The organism is Pseudovibrio sp. POLY-S9, from assembly GCF_001431305.1.
Lineage (GTDB): Bacteria > Pseudomonadota > Alphaproteobacteria > Rhizobiales > Stappiaceae > Pseudovibrio.
In genome coordinates this window covers 31,674-54,442 of sequence record NZ_LCWX01000198.1, presented here as the reverse complement: position 1 = coordinate 54,442, position 22,769 = coordinate 31,674, and the positions used below count along the sequence as shown (strand labels likewise).

The 22,769-nt window shown below is 51.9% G+C and carries 22 protein-coding genes; 19 read left to right on the top strand and 3 right to left on the bottom strand.

Features of this window, described 5'->3' with window-relative positions; genetic code table 11:
• Positions 1-10: 10 nt before the first annotated feature.
• The 3 genes from glk to PPL9_RS19195 form a co-directional block, all read right to left on the bottom strand.
• Positions 11-1,054, bottom strand: a complete 1,044-nt coding sequence (gene glk, locus PPL9_RS19205; RefSeq protein WP_057464192.1) for a glucokinase — start codon at positions 1,052-1,054, stop codon at positions 11-13.
• Positions 1,055-1,068: 14 nt separating this feature from the next.
• On the bottom strand, positions 1,069-1,497 hold the full coding sequence (locus tag PPL9_RS19200) for a methylglyoxal synthase (protein WP_057464191.1): 429 nt from the start codon (positions 1,495-1,497) through the stop codon (positions 1,069-1,071).
• Between the two features lie 261 nt (positions 1,498-1,758).
• A complete protein-coding gene (locus PPL9_RS19195; protein ID WP_208860247.1) occupies positions 1,759-2,583 on the bottom strand; it encodes a DUF1194 domain-containing protein in 825 nt (274 codons plus the stop codon).
• A gap of 680 nt (positions 2,584-3,263) precedes the next feature.
• Here PPL9_RS19195 and PPL9_RS19190 point away from each other — a divergent pair.
• From PPL9_RS19190 to PPL9_RS19100, 19 genes are all read left to right on the top strand, one after another.
• Positions 3,264-4,244, top strand: a complete 981-nt coding sequence (locus PPL9_RS19190) for a sugar-binding domain-containing protein (RefSeq protein WP_193757871.1) — start codon at positions 3,264-3,266, stop codon at positions 4,242-4,244.
• A gap of 69 nt (positions 4,245-4,313) precedes the next feature.
• Positions 4,314-5,312: a BMP family ABC transporter substrate-binding protein gene (locus PPL9_RS19185; RefSeq protein WP_082596979.1), complete on the top strand. Its 999-nt coding sequence runs from the start codon at positions 4,314-4,316 to the stop codon at positions 5,310-5,312.
• Between the two features lie 306 nt (positions 5,313-5,618).
• Complete coding sequence (locus tag PPL9_RS19180) at positions 5,619-7,157, top strand: ABC transporter ATP-binding protein (protein ID WP_057464251.1); 1,539 nt, start codon at positions 5,619-5,621, stop codon at positions 7,155-7,157.
• A 61-nt stretch (positions 7,158-7,218) separates the two neighbouring features.
• Entirely contained in the window at positions 7,219-8,322 is a 1,104-nt protein-coding gene (locus PPL9_RS19175; protein WP_057464189.1) for an ABC transporter permease, read from the top strand.
• A 10-nt stretch (positions 8,323-8,332) separates the two neighbouring features.
• Positions 8,333-9,301 carry an ABC transporter permease gene (locus tag PPL9_RS19170; protein WP_057464188.1) on the top strand — a complete coding sequence of 323 codons (969 nt, stop codon included), beginning with the start codon at positions 8,333-8,335 and terminating at the stop codon, positions 9,299-9,301.
• 11 nt (positions 9,302-9,312) lie between these two features.
• Positions 9,313-9,717: a cytidine deaminase gene (gene cdd / locus PPL9_RS19165; protein WP_057464187.1), complete on the top strand. Its 405-nt coding sequence runs from the start codon at positions 9,313-9,315 to the stop codon at positions 9,715-9,717.
• Between the two features lie 2 nt (positions 9,718-9,719).
• Entirely contained in the window at positions 9,720-10,526 is an 807-nt protein-coding gene (locus PPL9_RS19160; protein ID WP_057464186.1) for a purine-nucleoside phosphorylase, read from the top strand.
• 14 nt (positions 10,527-10,540) lie between these two features.
• Positions 10,541-11,320: a deoxyribose-phosphate aldolase gene (gene deoC / locus PPL9_RS19155; protein WP_057464250.1), complete on the top strand. Its 780-nt coding sequence runs from the start codon at positions 10,541-10,543 to the stop codon at positions 11,318-11,320.
• 1 nt (position 11,321) lies between these two features.
• Positions 11,322-12,638 carry a thymidine phosphorylase gene (gene deoA / locus PPL9_RS19150; RefSeq protein ID WP_057464185.1) on the top strand — a complete coding sequence of 439 codons (1,317 nt, stop codon included), beginning with the start codon at positions 11,322-11,324 and terminating at the stop codon, positions 12,636-12,638.
• A 99-nt stretch (positions 12,639-12,737) separates the two neighbouring features.
• On the top strand, positions 12,738-13,958 hold the full coding sequence (locus PPL9_RS19145; RefSeq protein WP_057464184.1) for a phosphopentomutase: 1,221 nt from the start codon (positions 12,738-12,740) through the stop codon (positions 13,956-13,958).
• A 250-nt stretch (positions 13,959-14,208) separates the two neighbouring features.
• On the top strand, positions 14,209-15,084 hold the full coding sequence (locus PPL9_RS19140; protein WP_057464183.1) for a phytanoyl-CoA dioxygenase family protein: 876 nt from the start codon (positions 14,209-14,211) through the stop codon (positions 15,082-15,084).
• Between the two features lie 3 nt (positions 15,085-15,087).
• Positions 15,088-16,089 carry an adenosine deaminase gene (locus PPL9_RS19135; protein WP_057464182.1) on the top strand — a complete coding sequence of 334 codons (1,002 nt, stop codon included), beginning with the start codon at positions 15,088-15,090 and terminating at the stop codon, positions 16,087-16,089.
• Between the two features lie 243 nt (positions 16,090-16,332).
• The gene (locus PPL9_RS19130; protein WP_057464181.1) at positions 16,333-17,568 is read left to right on the top strand and encodes a DUF1688 family protein; all 1,236 of its coding nucleotides are present in this window, start codon (positions 16,333-16,335) and stop codon (positions 17,566-17,568) included.
• Between the two features lie 127 nt (positions 17,569-17,695).
• Entirely contained in the window at positions 17,696-18,325 is a 630-nt protein-coding gene (gene upp, locus PPL9_RS19125; RefSeq protein WP_057464180.1) for a uracil phosphoribosyltransferase, read from the top strand.
• A 171-nt stretch (positions 18,326-18,496) separates the two neighbouring features.
• Positions 18,497-19,159 carry a phosphoribosylanthranilate isomerase gene (locus tag PPL9_RS19120; protein ID WP_057464179.1) on the top strand — a complete coding sequence of 221 codons (663 nt, stop codon included), beginning with the start codon at positions 18,497-18,499 and terminating at the stop codon, positions 19,157-19,159.
• 164 nt (positions 19,160-19,323) lie between these two features.
• Positions 19,324-19,833 carry a TIGR02281 family clan AA aspartic protease gene (locus PPL9_RS19115; RefSeq protein ID WP_208989489.1) on the top strand — a complete coding sequence of 170 codons (510 nt, stop codon included), beginning with the start codon at positions 19,324-19,326 and terminating at the stop codon, positions 19,831-19,833.
• A 142-nt stretch (positions 19,834-19,975) separates the two neighbouring features.
• Positions 19,976-20,968, top strand: coding sequence for an aldose epimerase family protein (locus PPL9_RS19110; RefSeq protein WP_057464178.1), 993 nt, complete (start codon positions 19,976-19,978; stop codon positions 20,966-20,968).
• Between the two features lie 47 nt (positions 20,969-21,015).
• Positions 21,016-22,065 (top strand): histone deacetylase family protein, encoded by a 1,050-nt coding sequence (locus tag PPL9_RS19105; protein WP_057464177.1) that lies wholly within the window; start codon positions 21,016-21,018, stop codon positions 22,063-22,065.
• A 250-nt stretch (positions 22,066-22,315) separates the two neighbouring features.
• A complete protein-coding gene (locus PPL9_RS19100) occupies positions 22,316-22,759 on the top strand; it encodes a DUF805 domain-containing protein (protein ID WP_057464176.1) in 444 nt (147 codons plus the stop codon).
• Positions 22,760-22,769 lie beyond the last annotated feature (10 nt).

The window sequence follows — 22,769 nt, the reverse complement described above, 5'->3', positions numbered from 1 at the left end:
AAGCACAAGGCTAATCTGCAGTCTTGGCGTCCTTGCGGTGCCAGCTACGGCCCGTCAGATCTACCAGATACTCATCAGGTGCGCGGGTATAAGCCGCAAGACCTTCAAGGGCAGGGCTTTTGTGCGTGATGATGTAAGTCGGAATAGACTTCATGATGCCTTCATGCGGAGCCTTGGCCTCAAAAGCAGCCCGAAACTCACCACCATGCAGCCAATGTGAGATCTTCGGCGGAATGCCGCCCGCCAGATACACACCGCCGCGCGCAAGATTGGTGATCGCGAAATCCCCCGCAACACGGCCAAGTGCAGCACTGAACAAGCGCAGCACTTTTTGCGCAACTTCATCACCATCATCCGCCGCCAAAGGCACATCCGATGGCTTCTCATAGGTACGATGCACCCCATCAGCCTGCAGCACAGCTTTAGCAAGGCGCACAAGGCCGGCACCACAGACAACCTGCTCGGCACCAACACGCCCGCCAATGCGCTCGATATACGGCCAGATGCGGTATTCTTCCTCACTCAGCGGGCCAAGCTCAACATGGCCGCCTTCGCCGGGAACCGGAATCCACTTTCCGCAGGAGCGGATCATCGCACCAGCACCAAGGCCAGTACCCGGACCAACAACAAACTTGGTCGCATTCTGCTCAGCCACGCCGCCGCCCACCTGATCCAGATCGACTGGGGAAAGGGATGGCAAGGCAAGGGCCTGTGCTTCAAAGTCGTTGAGAAGAACCACCTGTTCCAGACCAAGCTCTTTGATGAGAGCGGGAGGCTCAATCACCCAGCTTGCATTGGTCAGGGCGATCCGGTCGCAGGAAACGGGAGCAGCAACAGCCAGCACCGCAGACCGTGGCGCAGCGTAGCCTTGTTCCAGAACTCCGGCACGAATGGCATCCTGAATGGTTGCATGCGCCTTCGTTCCTTCCTGACCACAAAGCTTGGTTGGCTCATTGGGGCCTTCTATCAACGCAAAGCGAGCATTCGTGCCGCCGATGTCAGCGACAAGGACCGGGTAGGGTAGGTTTCTTGTAAGCGGAGCAGAGTGCAGCATTTATAAGTTTGACTTTATTGTTGGCTGGAAATTTCTGGTGTCTGCGAGGAAGTGGAAAGTCCCGCTAAGCGTGCAGAGCGCAAAATGATGTCTGCTGTACTGCGGTTCAACGCCATTGGAATATCGTAGACCAGCGCCAGACGCATCAATGCTTTCACATCCACATCATGCGGCATTGGGGAGAGGGGGTCGACAAAGAAGAAAAGACCATCCAGCGCACGGTCAGCAATCATTGCGCCAATCTGCTGGTCACCACCAAGCGGGCCGCTTTTCATGCGTTCTACATCCAGAGATGGGCATGCATCCTGAACACGGCCACCCGTTGTCCCTGTCGCAAAGAGCTTATAGTCAGCGAGTTTGCTTTCGTGCAATTTGGCAAACGCGACCATTTCGTCTTTTTTTGCATCGTGGGCGATAAGGGCGAGAGTTCTACGCTCGGTCATTTGGGCTCCGTCAACACGTCGCTGGAGCGCATCCCTGAAAGGTGGTTCCGTTTTTCGGAGAGGGACACGCAGAAACAAAAACTTAGAGCTTGCCTGAAACTGTGCACGGCATGCTCTAAGTCTCTTGGGATTACTTATCCTTTAGCGCGTCTTGACAGGCTTTGAAAGAGTCAACTTGCGCCGTTTGTACCTGATATCTGAGCGGCGACAAACGGCAGCAGGTCATACACAGGTTTCCGAAACATTTCGGAGCCAGCAGCATCAGTCGAACAAAGAGCACATGACCATATCTCTGCGTGACTTGGCGCGGATGAATTTAGGTTTGTCATCGACAAGACCGGCAATCTCCAGCACAAGCTTCATGCGGATGGCATCACTGAAGCCTTCCTTGGAACGGACTGGAATCGAAAATGCCCCAGGCCCACCAATGACGCAGTCTTCATAGTAATGGTCCAGATGCAGCATGGATTGCCACGAAATGCTCTCTTCCTTCAGCATCAAAGGCAGACCGTTGACTGTCATACCCTGCGCGATCGCAGCATCACGCGCTTCGGTGACAGCACTGCCCTGATTGTTCGGACCATCACCGGAGATGTCGATGACCTGACGCATGCCGTTGTATTCGTTCGCGATGACCAGATTGACCGCCTGTGTCAGCGCGGAGGAGATGGAAGTGCGCTGTACACGGCGCAAAGGGGCCTCGGCAATCTTGCCTGCAAACTTACCCGCAGTTGCCTCGTCCGAAATAATGGTCCAGTCCGCAACAACAAAGTGCTCGTCCTTGCCACCCCATTCCATGTAGGCAACAGCAATGCGACCGATGGGGCCGTATTTGATCGCATCAAGCACCTCGTCAGATGTCAGTGCTGCAACATACCCTTCTCTTTGAATGCGCTGTTCCTCTGGATCCATACTTTGAGAAATGTCCACGGCCAGAACCAGTTCAAGGTCCACCTCCTTGGACATATCGAAGTTCAAAGATGCATGAGTATTGGAAGTTGCCAGGATGGGGGTAGAAAACAAGAAACCACCAAGTGCGAATGCGCCCGCAATCGCAGTGAGGGGTTTTGTGCACATGGGCCGCATTTTCAGCCTCCTTTTTTGCAAGGTTCAGGGTGTCCCGGTCACGGACCTCCCCGCCTCAATTTTTTTATTTTGCTGCAATCGACACTGAGCTAACGAAAACAGGTTACATCCATAGTATTCCCACGGTCATCCATGAATGTGGAAGACCATTCACTAGCATTGATATATATAGGGTTGTATTAAGCTGGCTCTGCGGAAAATAACTGTTTGATTTGCCAGTAAACGCAATCTGAAGATTTTGCGGCGACAAATGTTGTGCCAGTTAGTGCGTTGAAAATATTTTGTTTATTTTACAAATATTGAGAGTTGATCAAATGTTACATAAAGTTGATTAATTTCTTCATGATCGCTTTGCAACTTTGACCTGAGACGTGAGTCGTAACCTAAGTAATTTCCGCAAGTACTTGAATTGAAACTATTTGATTTTATTAGTATGGCAAAAACAGTGGTTTAGTTAGCTAGCAATAAGATTCTGCAAATCGCGCAGTTTATTTCCTTGACCTTCCGTTTCACCTAATGCAAATGTGTGGTTGAAATATTTCTCACGTGGTGAAGAAATATTCTTCTCTGATTTGGGGGAGTGCTCAGAAGCTCTGAAACTGAGCATTTCGGTAGGAAAATTGGGAATGGATTCTGGAGGTATTTCCAGAAAGCCATATAGGAATATAAGAGGCTAGACCATGAAGGCAGACGAATGGACCACATCTTTGGCCATTAGGGCCGCTTGGATGTCTTTCATTGGCCGAAGCACTCAGGGAGAGATTGCTGGCCGCCTTGGGGTTTCTCCTGCAAAAGTTCATCGCCTAATAGCACATGCTCAAAAAGAAGGCTTGATAAAATTTCATATCGAAGCCCGGCCTTCTGAATGCGTTGAATTAGAACAATTTCTCTGTAAGCGAATGAATCTGGAAAATTGCTTTATTGCTCCGGATCTTGGCAGCGGTGACGAAACAGACTCTTTCACGGCAGTTTCATCTTTTGCTGGCCAATACCTTCATTCACTTTTTACAACGAATCCACCTAAGCGCATTGGCGTAGGCATGGGGCGCACGCTCCAGTCCACCATCGAGGCGATGCCTCGTGTTCACCTTCCTGAGCTTGAGCTGCTGTCCGTATCCGGCTCGCTCACCCGTCGTCTTTCTGCCAACCCGTATGATGTTGTGCAGCAGCTATGTGCGAAGACAGGCGGTGAAGGTTTCTATCTTCCTGTTCCTTATATTGCTGAAACCAAAGCAGAAAGAGACACCTTTGTGTCTCAGGGCGCTGTTCAGGAGCTGCTCGCAAGAGCGAAGGCCGCAGAACTCTTCATCATCGGCATCGGGTCCGTTGAGAAGGAAGGCCACCTTGTACAACGCAAGCTGATTACCTCTGAAGAACGTGAAGAGCTGCTGGAAAGCGGCGCTTGTTCTGACGTGATGGGCCGCTTTGTCGACATTGACGGCAACGAAGTGGCCTGTTCTCTAAACGAAAAAGCAGTTGGATTGCACTTTGATGACGTCCGTAAGGCGCATGTTGTCGCGATCGTTGGCGGTTACCGCAAGGCGAAAGCAACACTGGCAGCATTGGCGACCGGCATCATCAAGGATCTGATCATCGATGAGGTTTTGGCCAGAGAACTCGCTGGCCTGCTGAAAGAGAACGAGCTCGAAGCAACGACATAAGTTGGGAGTCTGTTCTTCTTAAGGGAGAGTCCTTTCCGCTCTACGGGAAGATATAATAAGGAAGAAACCGTGAAAACCACAACAATCCTCGGTGCAGTTGCTTTAGCAGCAGTCATGACGACTGGAGCTATGGCAGAAACTTTCAAGCCCGCAGTCGTTTATGATTTCGGCGGTCGTAATGACCGGTCTTTCAATGAAGCAGCTTACAAAGGCGCGTTGCAGTTCGAAGAGCGCACAGGCATCAAGTTCCGCGATTTTGAGATCCAGAATCCATCCCAGCGTGAACAGGCTCTGCGTAACTTCGCGCGACGTGGTCTCGATCCAATCATCACGATTGGTTTCGCTCAGGCAGCTGCACTGGAGAAAGTTGCTAAGGAATTTCCTGACACGCACTTCGCAATCGTTGATTCTGTTGTAGACCTGCCAAACGTACGTTCCATTGTCTTCAAAGAAGGTGAAGGTTCATTCCTCGTTGGTCTTCTGGCTGCAATGTCAACTGAATCCGACACCATTGGTTTTGTTGGCGGTATGGACATTCCGCTGATCCGCAAGTTTGCATGTGGTTACAAGCAGGGCGCGAAATACGCGAAGCCTGACATTGAAATCATCGAAAACATGACCGGAACCACCGGCGCAGCATGGACTGACCCACTCAAGGGTGGTGAGCTTGCGCGTTCACAGTTCGCGCGTGGCGCAGATGTTGTGTTCCACGCAGCAGGTCTGACCGGCACTGGCGTTCTTCAGGCAGCAGCAGATGAAGGCAAGCTGGGCATTGGTGTGGATTCCAACCAGAACCACCTGCATCCGGGTTCTGTTCTGACTTCCATGATCAAAGCGGTAGATGTTGCTGTCGATAAGACGCTGACAGATGCTAAAGAAGGCAAGTGGACTTCAGGTGTTGAAGTTCTCGGCCTTGCTGAGAATGGTGTTTCCTGGTCTTACGACGAGTATAACAAGCCTCTCATCACAGCAGAAATGCAGTCTGCAGTTGAACAGGCAAAGATGGATATTATTTCTGGCAAAGTAGAAGTTCACGATTACATGGTGGATTCTTCCTGCCCGTTCTAATCTAATGAAAAGTGCCCGCACTATCTGGTGTGGGCATTTTCGCTTACGGTGGTTCTTCGGAACGACCACTCCTTCCAGACTTTCAGTCTTGAAGGGATTTATGAGGGACTTGCGCCCCTGTAGCCCGAGTAGAGTTTTCAGCCTTTGGGAGCGAAGGTTGAAGGGGAAACGAGGATAACTGCATTGGGATCTGTTCTCTGCTTCTCCTGGGGGTGGGGCAACGCTTTTGAAACGGTGTACTTCGAAAGCAAGAACGAGATTGATGCGCAAGTTATTGATTTGATAGACCAGAAAGGCCGGGCAACAGTGGCTGAAAGCAATGTACCTGCCATCGAGTTAATTGGCGTAAGTAAAAGTTTTGGGCCTGTTCAAGCAAACAAGGACATTGACCTTGTTGTAGGAAAAGGGTCCATTCACGGCATCATTGGGGAGAACGGAGCGGGCAAATCCACCTTGATGTCGATCCTCTACGGTTTTTACCATGCCGATAGCGGAACAATTAAGATCGATGACAAGACAACCACTATTCCTGATTCGAAGAGCGCGATTGCGCAGGGCATCGGTATGGTGCACCAGCATTTTATGCTCGTCGATCCATTCACAGTTCTAGAAAACGTTATTCTTGGCGCTGAGGGCGGCGCACTGTTGAAAGATGGTGTAGCAAACGCACGTCGCGAACTTAAGCGTTTGGCAGACGAATACGACATGACAATTGACCCTGACGCAGTCGTGGGTGAGTTGCCAGTTGGTTTGCAGCAGCGAGTAGAGATCCTGAAGGCTCTGTACCGCGGCGCAGACATTCTCATTCTTGATGAGCCGACTGGTGTTTTGACACCATCTGAGGCTGATCACCTCTTCCGCATTCTTCGCGTTCTTCGCGATCAGGGCAAAACAGTTCTGCTGATCACCCACAAACTGCGTGAGATCATGGATGTGACCGATACGGTCTCCGTGATGCGTCGTGGTGAAATGGTGGCCTCTCGCAAAACTGCAGAAACCTCCATGGAAGAACTGGCTGAACTTATGGTTGGCCGCAGTGTTCTCTTGGAAGTTGACAAGCCTGAAGTCGAAGTTGGCAAGCCTCTCCTCAAAGTGGAAGGCCTCAACGTTAGGGACGATCGCGGCGTGCTACGTGTGAAGGATGTGTCCTTCGAAGTGCGTGCAGGTGAAGTTCTTGGTATCGCAGGCGTTTCCGGTAACGGTCAGTCTGAGCTCCTCGCAGCTCTTTCCGGCATCACCCGCGCCGAAAGCGGCAAGATGGAGCTGTCAGGCGAGACGCTGGACCTCTCAGCGCCACATAATGCAGCTGAAATGCGCACCAAGGGAATGAGCCACGTACCTGAAGATCGCCACCGGATGGGGCTGGTCAACAAGTTCGCAGAGTATGAGAACTCCATTCTCGGCTACCATCGCGAACCGAAGTACTCAAAAGGTATGTTCCTCAATAAAGATGCGATCCGTAAGGAAGCTAAGGAACGCATCGAGAAGTACGACATTCGCCCTCCAACCACCGAAATGACAGCTGCAAAGTTCTCTGGCGGTAACCAGCAGAAAATCGTTCTGGCACGTGAAATTGAGTGTAACCCGGACGTTCTTCTGATCGGTCAGCCGACACGCGGTGTTGATATTGGTGCGATTGAGTACATCCACAACCGGATCATGGACATGCGCGCGCAGGGCAAAGCTGTCCTTCTTGTATCCGTGGAGCTTGAAGAAATTCGTTCACTCTCCGACCGCATCATTGTCATGTTTGATGGCAACGTGGTTGGTGAACGCGGGCCAGAAGCAACAGAGCAGGATCTTGGTCTTCTCATGGCTGGTGTCAATCAAGAGGCAGCAGAATGATCATGAACTCCCTGTTTAACAACAAAATTTGCTTTGACCTGACATTTGGGGGAACACAGAAATGAGTAAGGGGCAACTTCCTCGTTGGGTTGACTACGGTGTTTTACCGGCCCTCAACCTGCTCGCGGCATTTATCATCTCTGGCTTGGTCGTTGTAGTAATTGGCGAAGATCCGTTCGAAGCCGTTAAATGGCTCGTTTGGGGTGCTTTGGGGTACGGTGAAGGCTTTGGCTATACACTGTACTACGCAACAAACTTTATCTTTACCGGTCTGGCTGTGGCAGTCGCCTTCCATGCTGGTCTGTTTAACATTGGTGGTGAAGGTCAGGCCTATGTCGGCGGTCTGGGTATCGCTCTGGTCTGCCTCGCCATGGACCGCTTTGTGCCATGGTGGGTGACGTTCCCATTCGCGATTATCGGTGGTGCCGTATTCGGTGCAGCCTGGGCATTCATTCCGGGCTACCTGCAGGCTAAGCGCGGCTCTCACATCGTTATTACGACGATCATGTTCAACTTCATCGCATCCGCGTTGATGGTGTACCTGCTGTCTAACATCCTGATCCCTCAGGGTACGATGTCCCCATCCTCTCGCAACTTCGAGGCTGGCGGTCAGCTTCCGCTGCTCAGAAACGTCTTCTCAAGCTTCGACTTCGGTCAGTCTCCTGTGAACCTGGCGTTCTTCCTCGCTCTTGCTGTTTGCGTGGTGGTCTGGCTTCTGATCTGGCACACCAAGCTTGGCTATGAAATCCGCAGCTTCGGTGCAAACCCGGATGCAGCAGCCTACGCTGGCATCTCCCCGGTTCGCATTACTGTTGTAACCATGCTGATTTCCGGTGCTCTTGCTGGCTTGATGGGCATCAACGTTGTGATGGGTGAGCAGACACGCTTGCTTCTCGACTTCGCAGGTGGTGCAGGCTTCGTTGGTATCGCGGTAGCGCTGATGGGACGAGGGCATCCGATCGGGATTATTCTCGCCTCCATGCTCTTTGGTTTGCTCTATCAGGGCGGCGCAGAGCTGGCGTTCGAAATCCCAACAATCTCACGCGACATGATCGTGGTCATTCAGGCCCTGGTTATTCTCTTCGCTGGTGCTCTTGAGCATATGTTCCGCCCAGCAGTCGTAGCGTTCTTCGATCGCTTCTCATCAAACACAGCAGAAGCATAGGGAGACGGACATGTTAGACACAATCATTCTCGTTCTCGACAGCACATTCCGCCTGTCAACTCCTCTTCTGTTTGCGTGCCTTGCTGGCCTGTTTTCAGAGCGTTCCGGTATCGTTGATATCGGTCTGGAAGGTAAGATCCTCGGCGCAGCTTTTGCTGCCGCTGCCGCAGCCTACGTCTTCCAGAGCCCGTGGATCGGCCTTCTGGCGGGTATCATGGTTTCCGTTATGCTGGCATTGGTGCACGGTTACGCATCTATCAGCCAGCGCGGCAACCAGGTGGTTTCCGGTGTGGCGATCAACTTCCTTGCAGCTGGTCTGACCGTATTGCTGGGTCAGGCATGGTTCTCTCAAGGTGGACGAACACCGGCTCTGTCTCCGGCAACCCGCTTTGAAAGCCTCACGCTGCCATTCGCCGACACTCTGGCAAACGTGCCTGTGCTAGGTCCGATCTATGCTAATCTGATCTCCGGTCACAACATTCTGGTTTATGCATCTTTCGCTGCCGTACCGTTGACCTGGTGGATCATTTTCAGAACCCGCTTTGGTCTGCGTCTTCGTGCAGTAGGCGAGAACCCTTCCGCAGCTGATACAGCAGGTCTATCAGTAACACTGCTACGTTACCGTGCGACAATCATTTGTGGTATTCTCTGCGGGTTCTCTGGTGCTTACCTGTCTGTTGCTCAGGGCGCCGGATTTATTAAAGATATGAGTGCGGGCAAGGGCTTTATTGCTCTGGCAGCTCTTATCTTTGCAAAGTGGAAGCCAGTGAACGCCATGTTCACATGCCTTCTCTTTGGTTTCCTAGATGCATTGGCAATCCGTCTTCAGGGCCAGGAAATTCCTGGAATTGGTGAAGTGCCTGTTCAGGTCTTCCAGGCTCTGCCTTACGTGCTGACTGTGGTTCTTCTTGCCGGCTTTATCGGTCGCGCAATCCCACCGAAAGCATCTGGTATCCCATATGTTAAAGAGCGTACATAAGGACAATAATAATGAGCGCATTTGACAAGCTTTTTGAAGAAGCAAAGGCGGCACGAGAAACCGCCTATGCGCCATACTCCAACTTCAAGGTGGGCGCTGCATTGCTCACCACTGATGGCAAAGTCGTCTCCGGGTGTAACGTCGAAAACGGCGCCTACCCGGAAGGCACCTGTGCTGAAGGCGGAGCAATCGCGGCAATGATCCGTGGGGGCTCCACCAAGATCAATGAGGTTGTAGTGCTGGCAGACGCCGCGCTGTGCACACCATGCGGTGGGTGTCGTCAAAAACTTTCTGAATTTGCAAGCAACAAGCAGATCAAAATCCATGTAGCCAACCTCGAAGGTCTGCGTAAAACCTTCACCATGGAAGAACTGCTGCCTGCTGGCTTTGAATTGAATGAACAGATTGAGGATTGATTATGAGCGGATTTGGTAAGGAATCAGCGGAAATTGTACGCGCTGCTCGCCCAGGTGATTATAAAGTTGGGATGATCCTCGGTTCTGGTCTGGGTTCTCTGGCTGACGAAGTGGAAGACGCGGTTCGCGTGTCTTACAACCGTCTCACCGGTTTCCCTGTTTCTTCTGTTACCGCGCACGCAAGTGAACTGGTTGCAGGCACTCTGGAAGGTGTCCCGGTTGTTATTCTGTCCGGTCGTGCACACTACTATGAGAGCGGCAACCCATCCGTGATGCGCACTCCGCTTGAGACCCTCAAAGCACTTGGCTGTGACACAATCGTTGCAACCAACGCTGCAGGCTCCCTGCGTGAAAATATCAAGCCGGGTTCTCCAATGCTGATCAATGACCACATCAACTGGTCTGGTCTGAACCCGCTCATCGGCGAAGAAGACGAGAGCCGTTTCCTCGATCTTTCCTCCGCATACGACCCAGAGCTTCGTGAGCAGCTCAAAAAAGCAGCTGCTGAAACTGGTGAAGACCTCGAAGAGGGCGTCTACATGTGGTTCTCCGGCCCGTCTTTCGAGACACCGGCAGAAATTCGCATGTCTCAGGTGCTCGGTGCTGATGCCGTTGGCATGTCCACTGTACCGGAAGTGATTATGTCTCGCTTCCTCGGCATGCGCGTCGCAGCAATCTCCACCATCACCAATATGGGAGCTGGCCTACAAGCCCACGGCCTCTCTCATGATGAAACCAAGGAAATGGCCCCGCTCGGAGCGGCCAAGATCAAAAAGATTTTGCGTGCCTTCCTCAAAAACATGGCTTGAAGGAAACTGGCAAAATGACCGAAGCATCAACAAAAGAAATAGCAAAGCGTGCTCTAGGACTTATCGATCTTACCAACCTGAATGATGACTGCACTGCAGAAGATGTAGCAGCACTTATTGAGCGCTCAACTACACCTTACGGTCACACTGCAGCCATCTGCATCTGGCCTCGCTTTGTAAAGCAGGCTGCTGAGCTTCTGAAGAACTCTCCAGTTCGCATCGCGACTGTTGTGAACTTCCCTGCTGGTGGTGAAGACACTGCAGCAGTGATTGAAGAAACCAAAAAGGCTGTTGCTGACGGCGCGGACGAAGTTGATCTCGTCATGCCATATCGCGCATTCGCAGAAGGCCGTCGTGGTTTCGCTGAAGATCAGATCAAACAGGTTCGTGGCGCAATTCCTGCTCCAGCACAGCTCAAGGTTATCCTTGAAACCGGTGAGCTGAAGGATCCTCGTTTGATCCACCTGGCTTCTGAAATTGCAATTGCACAGGGCGCAGACTTCATCAAAACCTCAACAGGTAAAGTGGAAGTCAACGCAACTCTCGAAGCTGCGGAAATCATGCTCAACGTGCTGCGTGAAACTTCCAAGGAAGATCACCGTGTTGTTGGCTTCAAGCCAGCCGGTGGTGTGCGCACTGTAGAAGAAGCAGCTGAATACCTGAAACTGGCTGACGACTTGATGGGCAGCAACTGGGTATCCTCAGCAACGTTCCGTTTCGGCGCAAGTGGCCTGCTTGATGCAGTGCTCGCTGGCATCGAAGGCCGTGATAACGACACTAAAGAGACCTACTGATATGCTTCCTCAAGAAATCGTTCGTAAGAAACGTGAAGGCGAAGTCCTGACAGCTGAAGAAATTCAGTTCTTTGTAAAGGGCATCACTGATAACAGCGTAACCGAAGGACAGGTTGCTGCTCTGGCAATGGCCGTGTTCTTCCAGGGTCTCAGTGTTGACGAGCGTGTTGCTCTGACACTCGGAATGCGTGACAGCGGTGACGTTCTTGACTGGTCCGACATCGGCGCGCCAGTCGTTGACAAGCACTCCACGGGTGGTGTTGGCGACAACGTTTCTCTGATGCTTGCACCTGCACTTGCTGCAAACGGTGCTGCTGTTCCAATGATCTCCGGTCGCGGCCTCGGCCACACCGGCGGTACTCTGGACAAGCTGGAAACCATTCCAGGCTACTCCGCAAAACCATCCAATGAACTGTTCCGCAAGGTTGTTCGTGAAGTTGGTTGTGCGATCATCGGCCAGACTGGTGACCTCGCACCTGCTGACAAGCGCTTCTACGGTATTCGTGACGTGACCGCGACTGTTGAGAGTATTGATCTCATCACCGCGTCCATCCTGTCCAAGAAGCTGGCGGCTGGCCTTGAAACTCTGGTTCTCGACGTTAAGTGGGGCACTGGCGCATTCATGGCGAACTACGAAGACGCGAAAGCTCTGGCAGAAAGCCTCGTTCTTGTTGCAAACGGTGCAGGTCTTAAAACCACCGCATTGCTCACAGATATGAACGAGTCTCTGGCATCTGCAGCTGGTAACGCGATCGAAGTTCAGAACGCTGTAGACTTCCTGAAAGGCACCCACGTTGACAATCGTCTGTGGGATGTGACCGTTGCAATTGGTGCAGAAGGTCTTGCCAACTCAGGTCTTGCTGACAGCGTTGATGACGGTAAGAAGAAGATGGAAGAAGCCTTCACCTCTGGTAAGGCAGCTGAACTCTTCGGCAAGATGGTCGGCGAACTCGGCGGTCCAAACGACTTCATGGAGAAGCCAGAAGCATACCTTGCAAAGGCTCCGATCCAGCGCGCAATTCATGTGCCAGAAGCATCTTTGGTGACTGGTGTTGATGCACGTGCAGTTGGTCTCGCAGTTGTTGAACTTGGTGGTGGTCGTCGTGCCGCAGCGGACGAAATCGATCCTGCTGTTGGTCTCACAGACATTGCTGGTGTTGGCACGTCCGTAGACAGCGAAACTCCAATCGCCGTCATCCACGCACACACCGAAGATCAGGTAGAGCGTGCAGAGAAAGTTCTGCGTGATGCTTACACCTTCGGTTCTGCAGCGGACGTTAAAGAGTTCGACACAATCCGTGACCGTATTGCGCCTTAATCTGCGCAGCAATAATTAACTGGCAGGACAGCCTCTCACCTCTTTTGAGCAGACAATTATCTGATTGAGAGCTGTCCTCCAAAAACTAAGGAAACGCGAATGCCACGCGCAATTATGTGTGTACTCGACAGCTTCGGTATCGGCGCAGCCGACGACGCTGACAAGTTTGGCGATGTCGGCTCCGACACCCTTGGTCACATTGCCGATGCATGTGCAGAAGGTAAAGGCGATAAAGAAGGTCTGCGCAGCGGTCCTCTCTCCTTGCCAAACATGGATCGTCTTGGACTGGGTGCTGCCGCTCGTGCATCCACTGGTAAAGACATTAAAGGCCTGGATTTCTCCGGCACGCCAGAATCCCATTGGGGTTTTGCTGCTGAAGTTTCCAACGGCAAAGACACACCATCCGGTCACTGGGAAATTGCTGGCGTACCAGTCATATTCGACTGGGGCTACTTCCCGGATGAAAACCCGTCATTCCCTGCTGAGTTGATCGAAAAGATCATCGAAGTTGGTGAACTGCCGGGCGTTCTGTGTCTGACGCATGGTTCTGGCACTGTTGTCATCGAGGAATTCGGTGAAGAGCACGTCAAGACCGGCAAGCCAATCATCTACACCTCTGCAGACAGTGTTCTTCAGATCGCTGCACACGAAGAGAGCTTTGGCCTTGAGCGCCTGCTGGATCTCTGCGTGAAATGCCGCACGCTGGTAGACGAATACAACATCGGTCGTGTGATTGCCCGTCCGTTTGAGGGTTCTGCTGAAGCAGGCTTCGAACGGACTGCAAACCGTCGCGACTACTCCGTTCTGCCACCGGCTCCAACTGTTCTGGATCGTCTGGAAGATGCTGGCCGCCAGGTGATTGCTGTCGGTAAGATCTCCGACATCTACGCAGCACAGGGCATCACCAAACTGCTGAAGGGTGCTGGCAACGATCAGCTCTTTGACCGCACGTTGGAAGCAATGGATCTGGCGAAAGACGGAGACCTTGTGTTCTCCAACTTCGTTGACTTCGACATGCTCTACGGCCACCGCCGTGACGTGCCGGGTTATGCCGCAGCTCTGGAGCATTTCGACAAGCGTCTGCCAGAGATGATCGAAAAGATGAACGACGGCGACCTGCTCATTCTGACTGCCGACCACGGTTGTGACCCAACCTGGAAAGGCACTGACCATACACGTGAGCATGTTCCTGTACTGGCTCTGGTGAAAGGCGAGAAGGGTTCCAACATCGGAAAACGCCCGACTTTCGCTGATATGGGCGAGTCCGTTGCCAAACATCTTGGAATTTCAGCTGGCGAAAACGGAAATAGTTTTCTGTAGATCCAGTAGGAAATTTTGAAAATAAGCCGGGCAAGCATTGTTTGCCCGGTTTAGTGTACCGCGATATATTTCTGAATTGCCTATGATTTGCAATTGTTAGAGTGCGTTCCGTTTGTTTGGACACAATCAAACGGCAAGAATTCACTCCAATAAAAATGTTAGAGCATGATGCGTGACTTTAAAGGAACGCGGCATGCTCTGAGGATGCTGGGAGAGGCATCCGTCGTGTTACATGAGAGGGGAATGCAGCATGCAGGCTCGCACGTTTACTGCACAGCAAGATGGAAGCTTAACGCCTGAGATGAAGCAGGCATTTGAAGAGGACGGCTTCCTCGTTCTTGAAGGATTTGCATCGCCGGAAGAGTGCGATCAGTTGAAAGCACGCATGGCTCACATGATTGACGAGTTTGACCCGTCAACAGTCGCGTCCGTGTTCGAGACCAATGCGCAGACGCATGCGAAGGACGCTTATTTCCGTGAAAGCGGTGATAAAATCCGTTTCTTCTTCGAGGCAGAAGCATTTGACGAAAATGGTGCTCTGACCAAAGACAAACATCAGGCACTGAACAAAGTCGGCCATGCCCTGCATGACTATGACCCTGTGTTTGAACAGTTTTCACGTTCCCCGAAAATGGAACGCGTTGCCAAAGATATCGGACTGACAGAGCCACTGCTTGCTCAGTCCATGTACATCTTCAAACCGCCTCACATCGGCGGAGAAGTAAACAACCATCAGGACTCCACATTCCTCCACACAGCGCCGTTGACCTGCACAGGCTTCTGGTTCGCTTTGGAAGATGCGGATGAAACCAACGGTGGTTTGTATGGCGTTCCAGGTGGTCACCAAGGACCGCTTCGCAAACGCTTCCATTACAACGGCGAGGGCCTTGTGATGGAGACCCTAGACGAAACCCCACTCGAAAAATCTGCAGATGATGCGGCGCCACTTGTTGCCCCGAAAGGGACGCTTGTTATCCTTCATGGACTTGTGCCGCACAAATCTGCTCCGAACCGTTCTGATAAGTCCCGCCATGCCTATGCAGTACATATGGTAGATGGAACTGCAAAATGGTCGGATGACAACTGGATTGTTCGGGCTAAAGACAAGCCAATGCACGGATTTTAAGAAATGAGATCAAAGCAGAACGTGGTGCCACGTGCCGAACTGCACTGCCACATTGAAGGTGCAGCACCTCCAACGCTCGTAAGAAAGCTGGCAGAGCGCTATGATGTAGATCTGGGTGATCTGTTCGACACCAACGGAGCCTACAGCTGGCATGACTTTACCACCTTTATTCAGCAGTACGATGTTGCAGCATCTCTGTTCCGCCGCCCGGGCGACTATGCAGAACTGGCTGAAACCTACTACAAGATGCTGGCAGCTGAAGGCGTGATCTATGCGGAAGTATTTATCTCTCCTGATCATGCAATCAAAGCAGGCCTGAGCTACAACTCCTATCTGGAAGGCCTCATAGCCGGTCTGGAACGCGCGAAAGCAGACACAGGCATCGAAGGTCGTCTGGTTCCACTCGGCGTGCGTCATGAAGGCGCTGAGTCCGTTGAAGGCGCAGTTAAAGCTGTCATCGACAACCCACACCCAATGGTAACAGGCTTCGGTCTGGCTGGTGACGAGCGCATTGGCCCGGCAAAGGACTTCGAAAAAGCCTTTGCTATGGCCCGTGAAGCTGGTCTCGGCCTCACAGCCCATGCTGGTGAGTTCGGTGGTGCTGAAAGCGTGCGTGATGCACTGGATTATCTGAAGATCACCCGTATTGGTCATGGTGTGCGTGCCGTAGAAGACGACGCGCTGGTTCAGCGTCTGGTGGATGAGGAAATTACCCTTGAGGTGTGTCCACATTCCAACATTGCACTCGGTGTCTACTCAAACCTACGCTTCCACCCGGTAAACATGCTGCGTCAGGCAGGTGTGCGTATCACCCTCAACTCCGATGATCCGCCATTCTTCCACACAACGCTTGGCCACGAGTATGTTGAAACATCTCGTGTGTTTGGCTGGACGCGTGACATCCAGAAATCCATCACAAAGAATGCGCTGGAAGCGGCGTTTGTTGATGAGGAAACCCGTGCTGTTCTTCTAAAGCGTTTGGACACTTTAACTGAAGAAGCATGAGTTTTTGCTTGAGTTGAGTGTGCATAAGCAGGAAAACTGGCATAGCCGGGTTTCTTATGCTCAAAACCTCAGAGCATAGATTGCAAAAAGCCCGTACCTTCATAAAAAGGTGCGGGCTTTATAGCGTAGATCACTGGGGCATTTTAAGCTTCGGGGCAGACGTTGCATAAGGCCCACTCCGGCAAACCAGAAATACGAGTGCTTTACAGGCCTCACTAGGCAAAACGATAGGAACCGACGAAGATGGAGATGCAAGCATCGCAGGCTTTGTCCTTGCTCAACGCAAAAGCAGTCCGTGAACGCTCACATATGCTTTTGGAGCTGGGATTGCAGGGCGAACTTGAGCATTTTGCTGTTGATCTGTCTCACCTTGCAGAAGCTGCCCGCAGAACACTCGCTGCGACCGACAACACCTATCCAGATCGGCAAATTCCGTTTCATGCCCGCTGGCGCCAGTTTGAGACCGGTGGCATAGACCGTTGGGGAATGCTGGCTGGTGCACGACGCTTTTCTGATGTGCAGGGCATGGGTCGTGCAGCCTGCGATCTGGCAATTGTTTCTGCGCTGCTGGATGCTGCCGCTGGTGAACACTGGACGTATCGCGAAGCAATCACCAACGAAACCTTCAAACATTCTGAAGGACTGGCGATTGGTTCACTGGCCATGTTCTCGGCTGGTTTCTTTTCTCACGAGCCGCTGGACCCGCTCAGGGCAGATGCCATCACCTTGTTCCGTCTGGACAAGGATGAACTCGCAGAAGGCTTACAAATCACAGAGAAGAACCAGCTCATCGGGCTGGATGGGCGACTGTCTTTGCTGAACCGTCTGGGAGAGGCTGTTTCTCTTCGTGATGATCTGTTTGGTAAAGAAGATGAGCCACGTCCGGGCGGTCTCTTTGATATCCTCTATGAGGAAGGGCAAAAGGGCCCTCTGGATGCAGAACGTATTCTGGAGCTGGTTCTGGACGGATTAGGGCCGATCTGGCCCAATCGTGAGCAGATTGACGGTGTGATCCTCGGGGACACATGGCGTCATTCCAAAGTCACAACTCAGGACAAAACCACCAATCTTGTCCCTCTTCACAAACTTTCTCAATGGATTGCTTATTCTTTAGTTGAACCTCTGTCGTGGGCTGGTATTGAGATGACAAACATTGATGGTTTGACTGGCCTTGCTGAGCATCGCAATGGCGGATTGTTTTTGGACACGGGCGTGCTGCGCCTGAAAGATCAAAAGCAGTTCCTGAACAAACACGAAGTAAGCAGCGAGCTGGTTGTTGAATGGAGAGCGCTCACGATCGCTCTTCTCGATAAGCTCGCGGATTGGATTCGGGCAGATTTGTCTGTCTCCCGGGACCAGCTTCCACTGGCATGTGTGCTGGAAGGTGGGTCTTGGGCTGCAGGACGACAAATTGCCCTTGAAAAACGAGGTGATGGATCTCCACCCCTGATGATTATCAGTGATGGAACCGTTTTTTGATCTATAACCTTTCGTCAATTGCACCTGAGAATATCAGGTGCCTAACTAAGACACGCACTGCCATGTACATGCTGACAAAAGGCAGCTGCATATAAAAGACCCGACTGGGTTGAAAAAGAGGAACACGATGTCCGGCGCAACCGTAATCGCACACCCGCTGGTCCAGCATAAGCTGACCCACATGCGGAGAAAAACAACCCCGACGCAGGACTTCCGCCGCTTGCTGCGCGAAATCTCTTTGTTGCTGTGCTACGAAGTAACACGCGACCTGAAGATGACCACCCAGTCCATCGAGACACCAGTTGCTGAAATGGATGCACCGGTTCTGGCTGGTAAAAAGCTTTGCTTCGCCTCCATCCTGCGTGCTGGTAACGGCCTGCTGGAAGGCATGCTTGAGCTGATCCCGTCTGCGCGCGTTGCGCATATCGGTCTCTACCGCGATCCTAAGACCCTTGAAGCCGTTGAATACTACTTCAAAGCGCCTCAGGAGCTGGAAGAGCGTCTGGTGATCGTTGTTGACCCAATGCTGGCAACTGCAAACTCTGCGATTTCTGCTGTAGACCGCCTGAAGAAGCGCGGCGCAAAGAACATGGTGTTCGTTTGCTTGCTGGCTGCTCCTGAAGGTGTTGCGCGCTTCAACGAAGCACATCCTGACGTGCCAATCTACACCGCCTCCATCGATGAAAAGCTCAACGAAAAGGGCTACATCATCCCGGGTCTCGGTGATGCTGGTGACCGGATGTACGGTACAAAATAAACTTTCTTGGTTTAGAAGCGTCAGGCATCAGGTCTGGCGCTTTTTTCTTGAAGGCATCCTCAAGAAATACAGACAGAAATACCGGAGACGATACGCATCTCAAAACTGTGTATTCGTCCTTTATGAGGTGTAGACCGTGTTGTAAGGTCATGCGCGCAAGGGGATGATGGAATGCCTAATAAAGCTCGTACCCGTTTGAAGGTTTGCTGTATTTCAACATCGGGTGAAGCAGCCACCGCTGTTGCTTGCGGCGCCGATGCTGTCGGTCTTGTTGCCCACATGCCGTCCGGTCCCGGTGTGATCGAAGATGACCTCATTCTCAATATTGCCCGGCAAGTCCCACCAGCTGTAGCAACCTGGCTCCTCACATCACGTACCACTGCAAAAGACATCGTCGAGCATGTGCTCACATGCGGCACCAACACGGTTCAAATTGTCAAACCAATTGATCCGGGCGAATATCAGGAACTGCGCTTGGACCTGCCCGCCTGCACACGCATCGTGCAAGTTGTTCATGTCGAAGACGAGTATTCCTTTGAAATCGCACAGGAATATAGCCGCGTTTCAGATGCGGTTCTGCTCGATTCAGGTCGCCCTTCAGAAAATGAACTCGGCGGAACAGGCCGAACGCACAACTGGGATCTAAGCCGCCATATTGTCGAGAAACTCGATATTCCGGTATTCCTTGCCGGTGGGCTAACCCCTCAGAACATCATCGAAGCAGTTGAGACTGTAAAACCCTACGGCGTAGATGTTTGCAGTGGCGTACGTGTGAATGGTCGCCTCAACCGAACTCGATTGTCAGAATTTGCTGCGGCAATCGCCTGTACCTGAGTTCTAGGTAGATCTCCGGAAATCTTAGGTTTTTAATTAGAATTCTTGCCTTTTTCTTCGGCTCGGCTGTATACCTATGAAAAGTAATGGGCAAAACACTGAGTGATCTCTGAACACGGCGAAAAACCGGGATGTTGTGGTGCCCAGAAGATGTGGGGGCGCACGTGCAACGTTATATCTGGGTCATGGTTGTCGTCATTTGTGTCGCGTTGATCGTGCCCAAGGTGCTCGAAGAGCGCTTGCTGGGCGTCGTTGAGGTGCACGAATCTCAGAGTGTAAACGAGCCTCAGAAAACCGCAAAACGCATCACCAGAATCCGCAAGTCTCCCAACGGCCACTTCATGGCGACCATCAAAATCAATGGTCACAAGACCTCAGCTCTGATTGATACGGGTGCAAGTTTGCTCGCCATACCTTACAGCATCGCACGTAAGGCTGGCATAAGGGTGCGCAACGAAGATTTCACCGTCGAAGTGCGCACAGCAAACGGCATCACATCGGGGGCATCAGCCTCTATTTCAAATCTCTATCTGGGTTCAATTCATATACGCAACGTTAAAAGCCTAATCCTTAAAGATGAAGCGCTCTCACAGGTGCTTTTAGGGATGTCTGCGTTGAACAGGCTTGGCAAAATCACGCTCGGCAACAAAGAACTCGTGATCGCGCCAAGATAACCAAAAAAATAAACCCTGCTTTCTGCTGCTCTTAGACTGGCGGTATCCTTTTGTCTTGCTTGTACTAATTCTCGTTTCATAGGAGGTTGGTATGGAATGAATGACCTGAGGGGAGGCAGGTCTGCAATGGAAAGGGAAAGCAGTGGCTATTCGTGATTTCGGTGAACTGGAAAACCGGGAAATTGTCAAAGAAGTGACACTGCATGGCGGCAACCTCACCGCAAGCATCCTCACCTATGGCGCCACAGTTCGCAGACTGCAACTGGGAGATCGCGACCTGACGCTCGGCTTTGACAATCTGCGCGACTATGAACTGCACTCCCCGCACATGGGCGCGACTGCAGGCCGCTGCGCCAACCGCATCGCAAGCGGTTGTTTCTCAATTGGCTCTGAAGAATTTCAGCTCTCTGTGAATGAAGGCGGACGACATCACCTGCACGGCGGGCACAAAGGCTTTGCTCATCGGATCTGGACCATTGAAGAAGCCAGCGAGGACAGCGTTTTACTCTCTTTGGAATCTCCGGATGGCGAAGAGGGGTACCCGGGCACAGTCCAGATCACCTGCCGTTATACCCTGACCAAAGATAACACGTTGCGCATTGAGTTTTCCGGCACCACAGACAAGCCAACCCTGCTGAATCCGGCGCATCATAGCTACTTCAATCTGGGCGATCATGAGGATGTTACCAGGCATCAGATCATGATTCCTGCGCGCTCTTACCTCCCTGTTTCTGATCAGCTGATCCCGACTGGTGAAATCGTTGATGTCGCGGGAACACCCTATGATTTCCGTGAGATGCGCGAGATTGCCGACGCACAGGATTCACGCTTCGATAACAATTTCTGCCTCAGGCAGTTCCGTCTGAAAAAGCCTGAGCTATCCGCTGTGGTGTTTGAACCTGAGACCGAGCTCAAGATGGAAGTCTGGTCAACAGAGCCCGGCATCCAGTTCTATGACGGCAGTTCCCTCAATACCCCGGTTCCGGGCTTTGGCGGCAAAATGTATGGCCCAAGAGCAGGCCTGTGTCTGGAACCTCAATGCTGGCCAGACAGCCCAAACCACGAAGAATTTGCGTGTTCCACGCTTCAACCCACTGAGCACTACCTACAAGTAACCGAGTACCGTTTCATCTGATGTGCAAAGGAGAGACAGCACATCAGTTGTTGTAAAGGACGATAACAGTGAAGACCATTTTCTCACCTGATCAGCTGTTGCATGCCCCGACCAAAGAAATCTCTGATGGGCAGTTGGTTCCTGCCAATGAGATCCCGTCTCGTGCCGAAATTGTTCTTGCGCACCTCAAAAAAGCGCAGTTCGGTGAGGTGCTTACACCAAATGAGTTTTCTCTGGACCCAATCCTCAAGGTACATGATGCAGATTATGTCACCTTTCTGCAGGATTTCTGGAAGCTTTGGCTGGCAGAAGGGCGCACAGTAGAAGAGGTCTTCCCGTTCGTCTGGCCCGTACATGGTCTCAGACATGACATTGTGCCCGATCACATTGACGGCAAGCTCGGTTTCTACTCGTTCGATGCTGGCTCGCCCATGGGCGAACACACATGGGTCGCAGCGCGCAAAAGTGCGGAAACCGCTCTGACAGGGGCGGAGTTGATCCTGTCAGGTGATAACTCCGCCTTCGCACTCTGTCGTCCTCCGGGGCACCACGCACACCGTCGCCTTTATGGTGGCTATTGCTTCCTGAACAATGCAGCGATTGCCGCGCAATACCTACGAGATCAGGGCGTTGCCAAGGTCACGGTCTTCGACGTGGATTACCACCATGGCAACGGTACTCAGGCAATCTTCTATGACCGCGCTGACGTGCAGTTCCTCTCCATCCATGCAGACCCGAAGGTTGAGTTCCCTTATTATCTCGGCCATGCGAATGAGCGGGGCTTGAAAGAGGGCGCAGGGTACAATCACAATTATCCTCTGCCACACGGCACTGCATGGGCTCAGTGGGAGGAGGCGATGGAAGATGCCTGCCACTCCATCGAGAAGTTCGCACCAGATGTCATCATAGTCTCTCTGGGCATGGATCCATACGAGAATGATCCGATCTCTCAGTTCAAGCTGAAGACGGATGATTTCACAAAAATCGGTGCCCGCATTGCCAAACTAGGTAAGCCAACATTGTTTGTGATGGAGGGCGGATACGCTGTTGGGGATCTGGGCATCAATTGCACCAAAGCGTTAAGCGGATATCTCGATACTGTGAAGGTTGGCTCCTGATCAGCTAACACGCTCAGAAACCTATGTTTTATGTGGTGTCGGGGAAAGATCTTTCCCGCCACTTGTGTCTTGCCGCAATGCCCCTCTTGAAAGCGGCCCACAATATGCGTACATCCTTGCGAACTGAAATTTCTTAAAGCGTATTCCCGTAAGGTGGGGAACGGTTTACGGATAACAACACGCGAGACCACGAGGGATTAAAGCAGCACAGCCAGTCTGACGAAAGGCGGCTGCTTTAAGTGATCAAAGAATGCCAGAGCAAAATCTAAGAAAAACAAGCCTTCTGTGGTTATTTTGCAATCCGTTTGGACGCATCTCCAAAGGCGTCTACTGGCTGGCAACGGCACTGATCTTCTGTGTTTTATCCATTGCAGTGAATGTTGCCACAAGTTCGCTTGCCGACACCTATATCGAAAACGGAACATCAGATCTCACATTGGCACAAGCCTACAGTGACCTGCTGACTACAAATCCGTTGCTGTACCCCTTGCTGCTTATTGCAAACTTTATGGTGTTCATGCTGGTGATCAAACGGTTACAGGACCGTGGTGTCACTGGTTTCGTTGCACTGACACTCTTCTTGCCATTCCTGAATCTTCTCGTGCCAATCATTGTTGGTTTCCTCAAGAGCCAGGAAGGCCCGAACAAATACGGTCCGGCATCCAACACCCGCCCATTACAACGCAAAAAATAAGCGTTTATGT

Bases quoted from the DNA above. Each gene is read 5' to 3' on its own strand.
- glk (WP_057464192.1), bottom strand. From the start codon at position 1,054: ATGCTGCACTCTGCTCCGCTTACAAGAAACCTACCCTACCCGGTCCTT.
- PPL9_RS19200 (WP_057464191.1), bottom strand. From the start codon at position 1,497: ATGACCGAGCGTAGAACTCTCGCCCTTATCGCCCACGATGCAAAAAAA.
- PPL9_RS19195 (WP_208860247.1), bottom strand. From the start codon at position 2,583: ATGCGGCCCATGTGCACAAAACCCCTCACTGCGATTGCGGGCGCATTC.
- PPL9_RS19190 (WP_193757871.1), top strand. From the start codon at position 3,264: ATGAAGGCAGACGAATGGACCACATCTTTGGCCATTAGGGCCGCTTGG.
- PPL9_RS19175 (WP_057464189.1), top strand. From the start codon at position 7,219: ATGAGTAAGGGGCAACTTCCTCGTTGGGTTGACTACGGTGTTTTACCG.
- PPL9_RS19170 (WP_057464188.1), top strand. From the start codon at position 8,333: ATGTTAGACACAATCATTCTCGTTCTCGACAGCACATTCCGCCTGTCA.
- cdd (WP_057464187.1), top strand. From the start codon at position 9,313: ATGAGCGCATTTGACAAGCTTTTTGAAGAAGCAAAGGCGGCACGAGAA.
- PPL9_RS19160 (WP_057464186.1), top strand. From the start codon at position 9,720: ATGAGCGGATTTGGTAAGGAATCAGCGGAAATTGTACGCGCTGCTCGC.
- deoC (WP_057464250.1), top strand. From the start codon at position 10,541: ATGACCGAAGCATCAACAAAAGAAATAGCAAAGCGTGCTCTAGGACTT.
- deoA (WP_057464185.1), top strand. From the start codon at position 11,322: ATGCTTCCTCAAGAAATCGTTCGTAAGAAACGTGAAGGCGAAGTCCTG.
- PPL9_RS19145 (WP_057464184.1), top strand. From the start codon at position 12,738: ATGCCACGCGCAATTATGTGTGTACTCGACAGCTTCGGTATCGGCGCA.
- PPL9_RS19140 (WP_057464183.1), top strand. From the start codon at position 14,209: ATGCAGGCTCGCACGTTTACTGCACAGCAAGATGGAAGCTTAACGCCT.
- PPL9_RS19135 (WP_057464182.1), top strand. From the start codon at position 15,088: ATGAGATCAAAGCAGAACGTGGTGCCACGTGCCGAACTGCACTGCCAC.
- PPL9_RS19130 (WP_057464181.1), top strand. From the start codon at position 16,333: ATGGAGATGCAAGCATCGCAGGCTTTGTCCTTGCTCAACGCAAAAGCA.
- upp (WP_057464180.1), top strand. From the start codon at position 17,696: ATGTCCGGCGCAACCGTAATCGCACACCCGCTGGTCCAGCATAAGCTG.
- PPL9_RS19120 (WP_057464179.1), top strand. From the start codon at position 18,497: ATGCCTAATAAAGCTCGTACCCGTTTGAAGGTTTGCTGTATTTCAACA.
- PPL9_RS19100 (WP_057464176.1), top strand. From the start codon at position 22,316: ATGCCAGAGCAAAATCTAAGAAAAACAAGCCTTCTGTGGTTATTTTGC.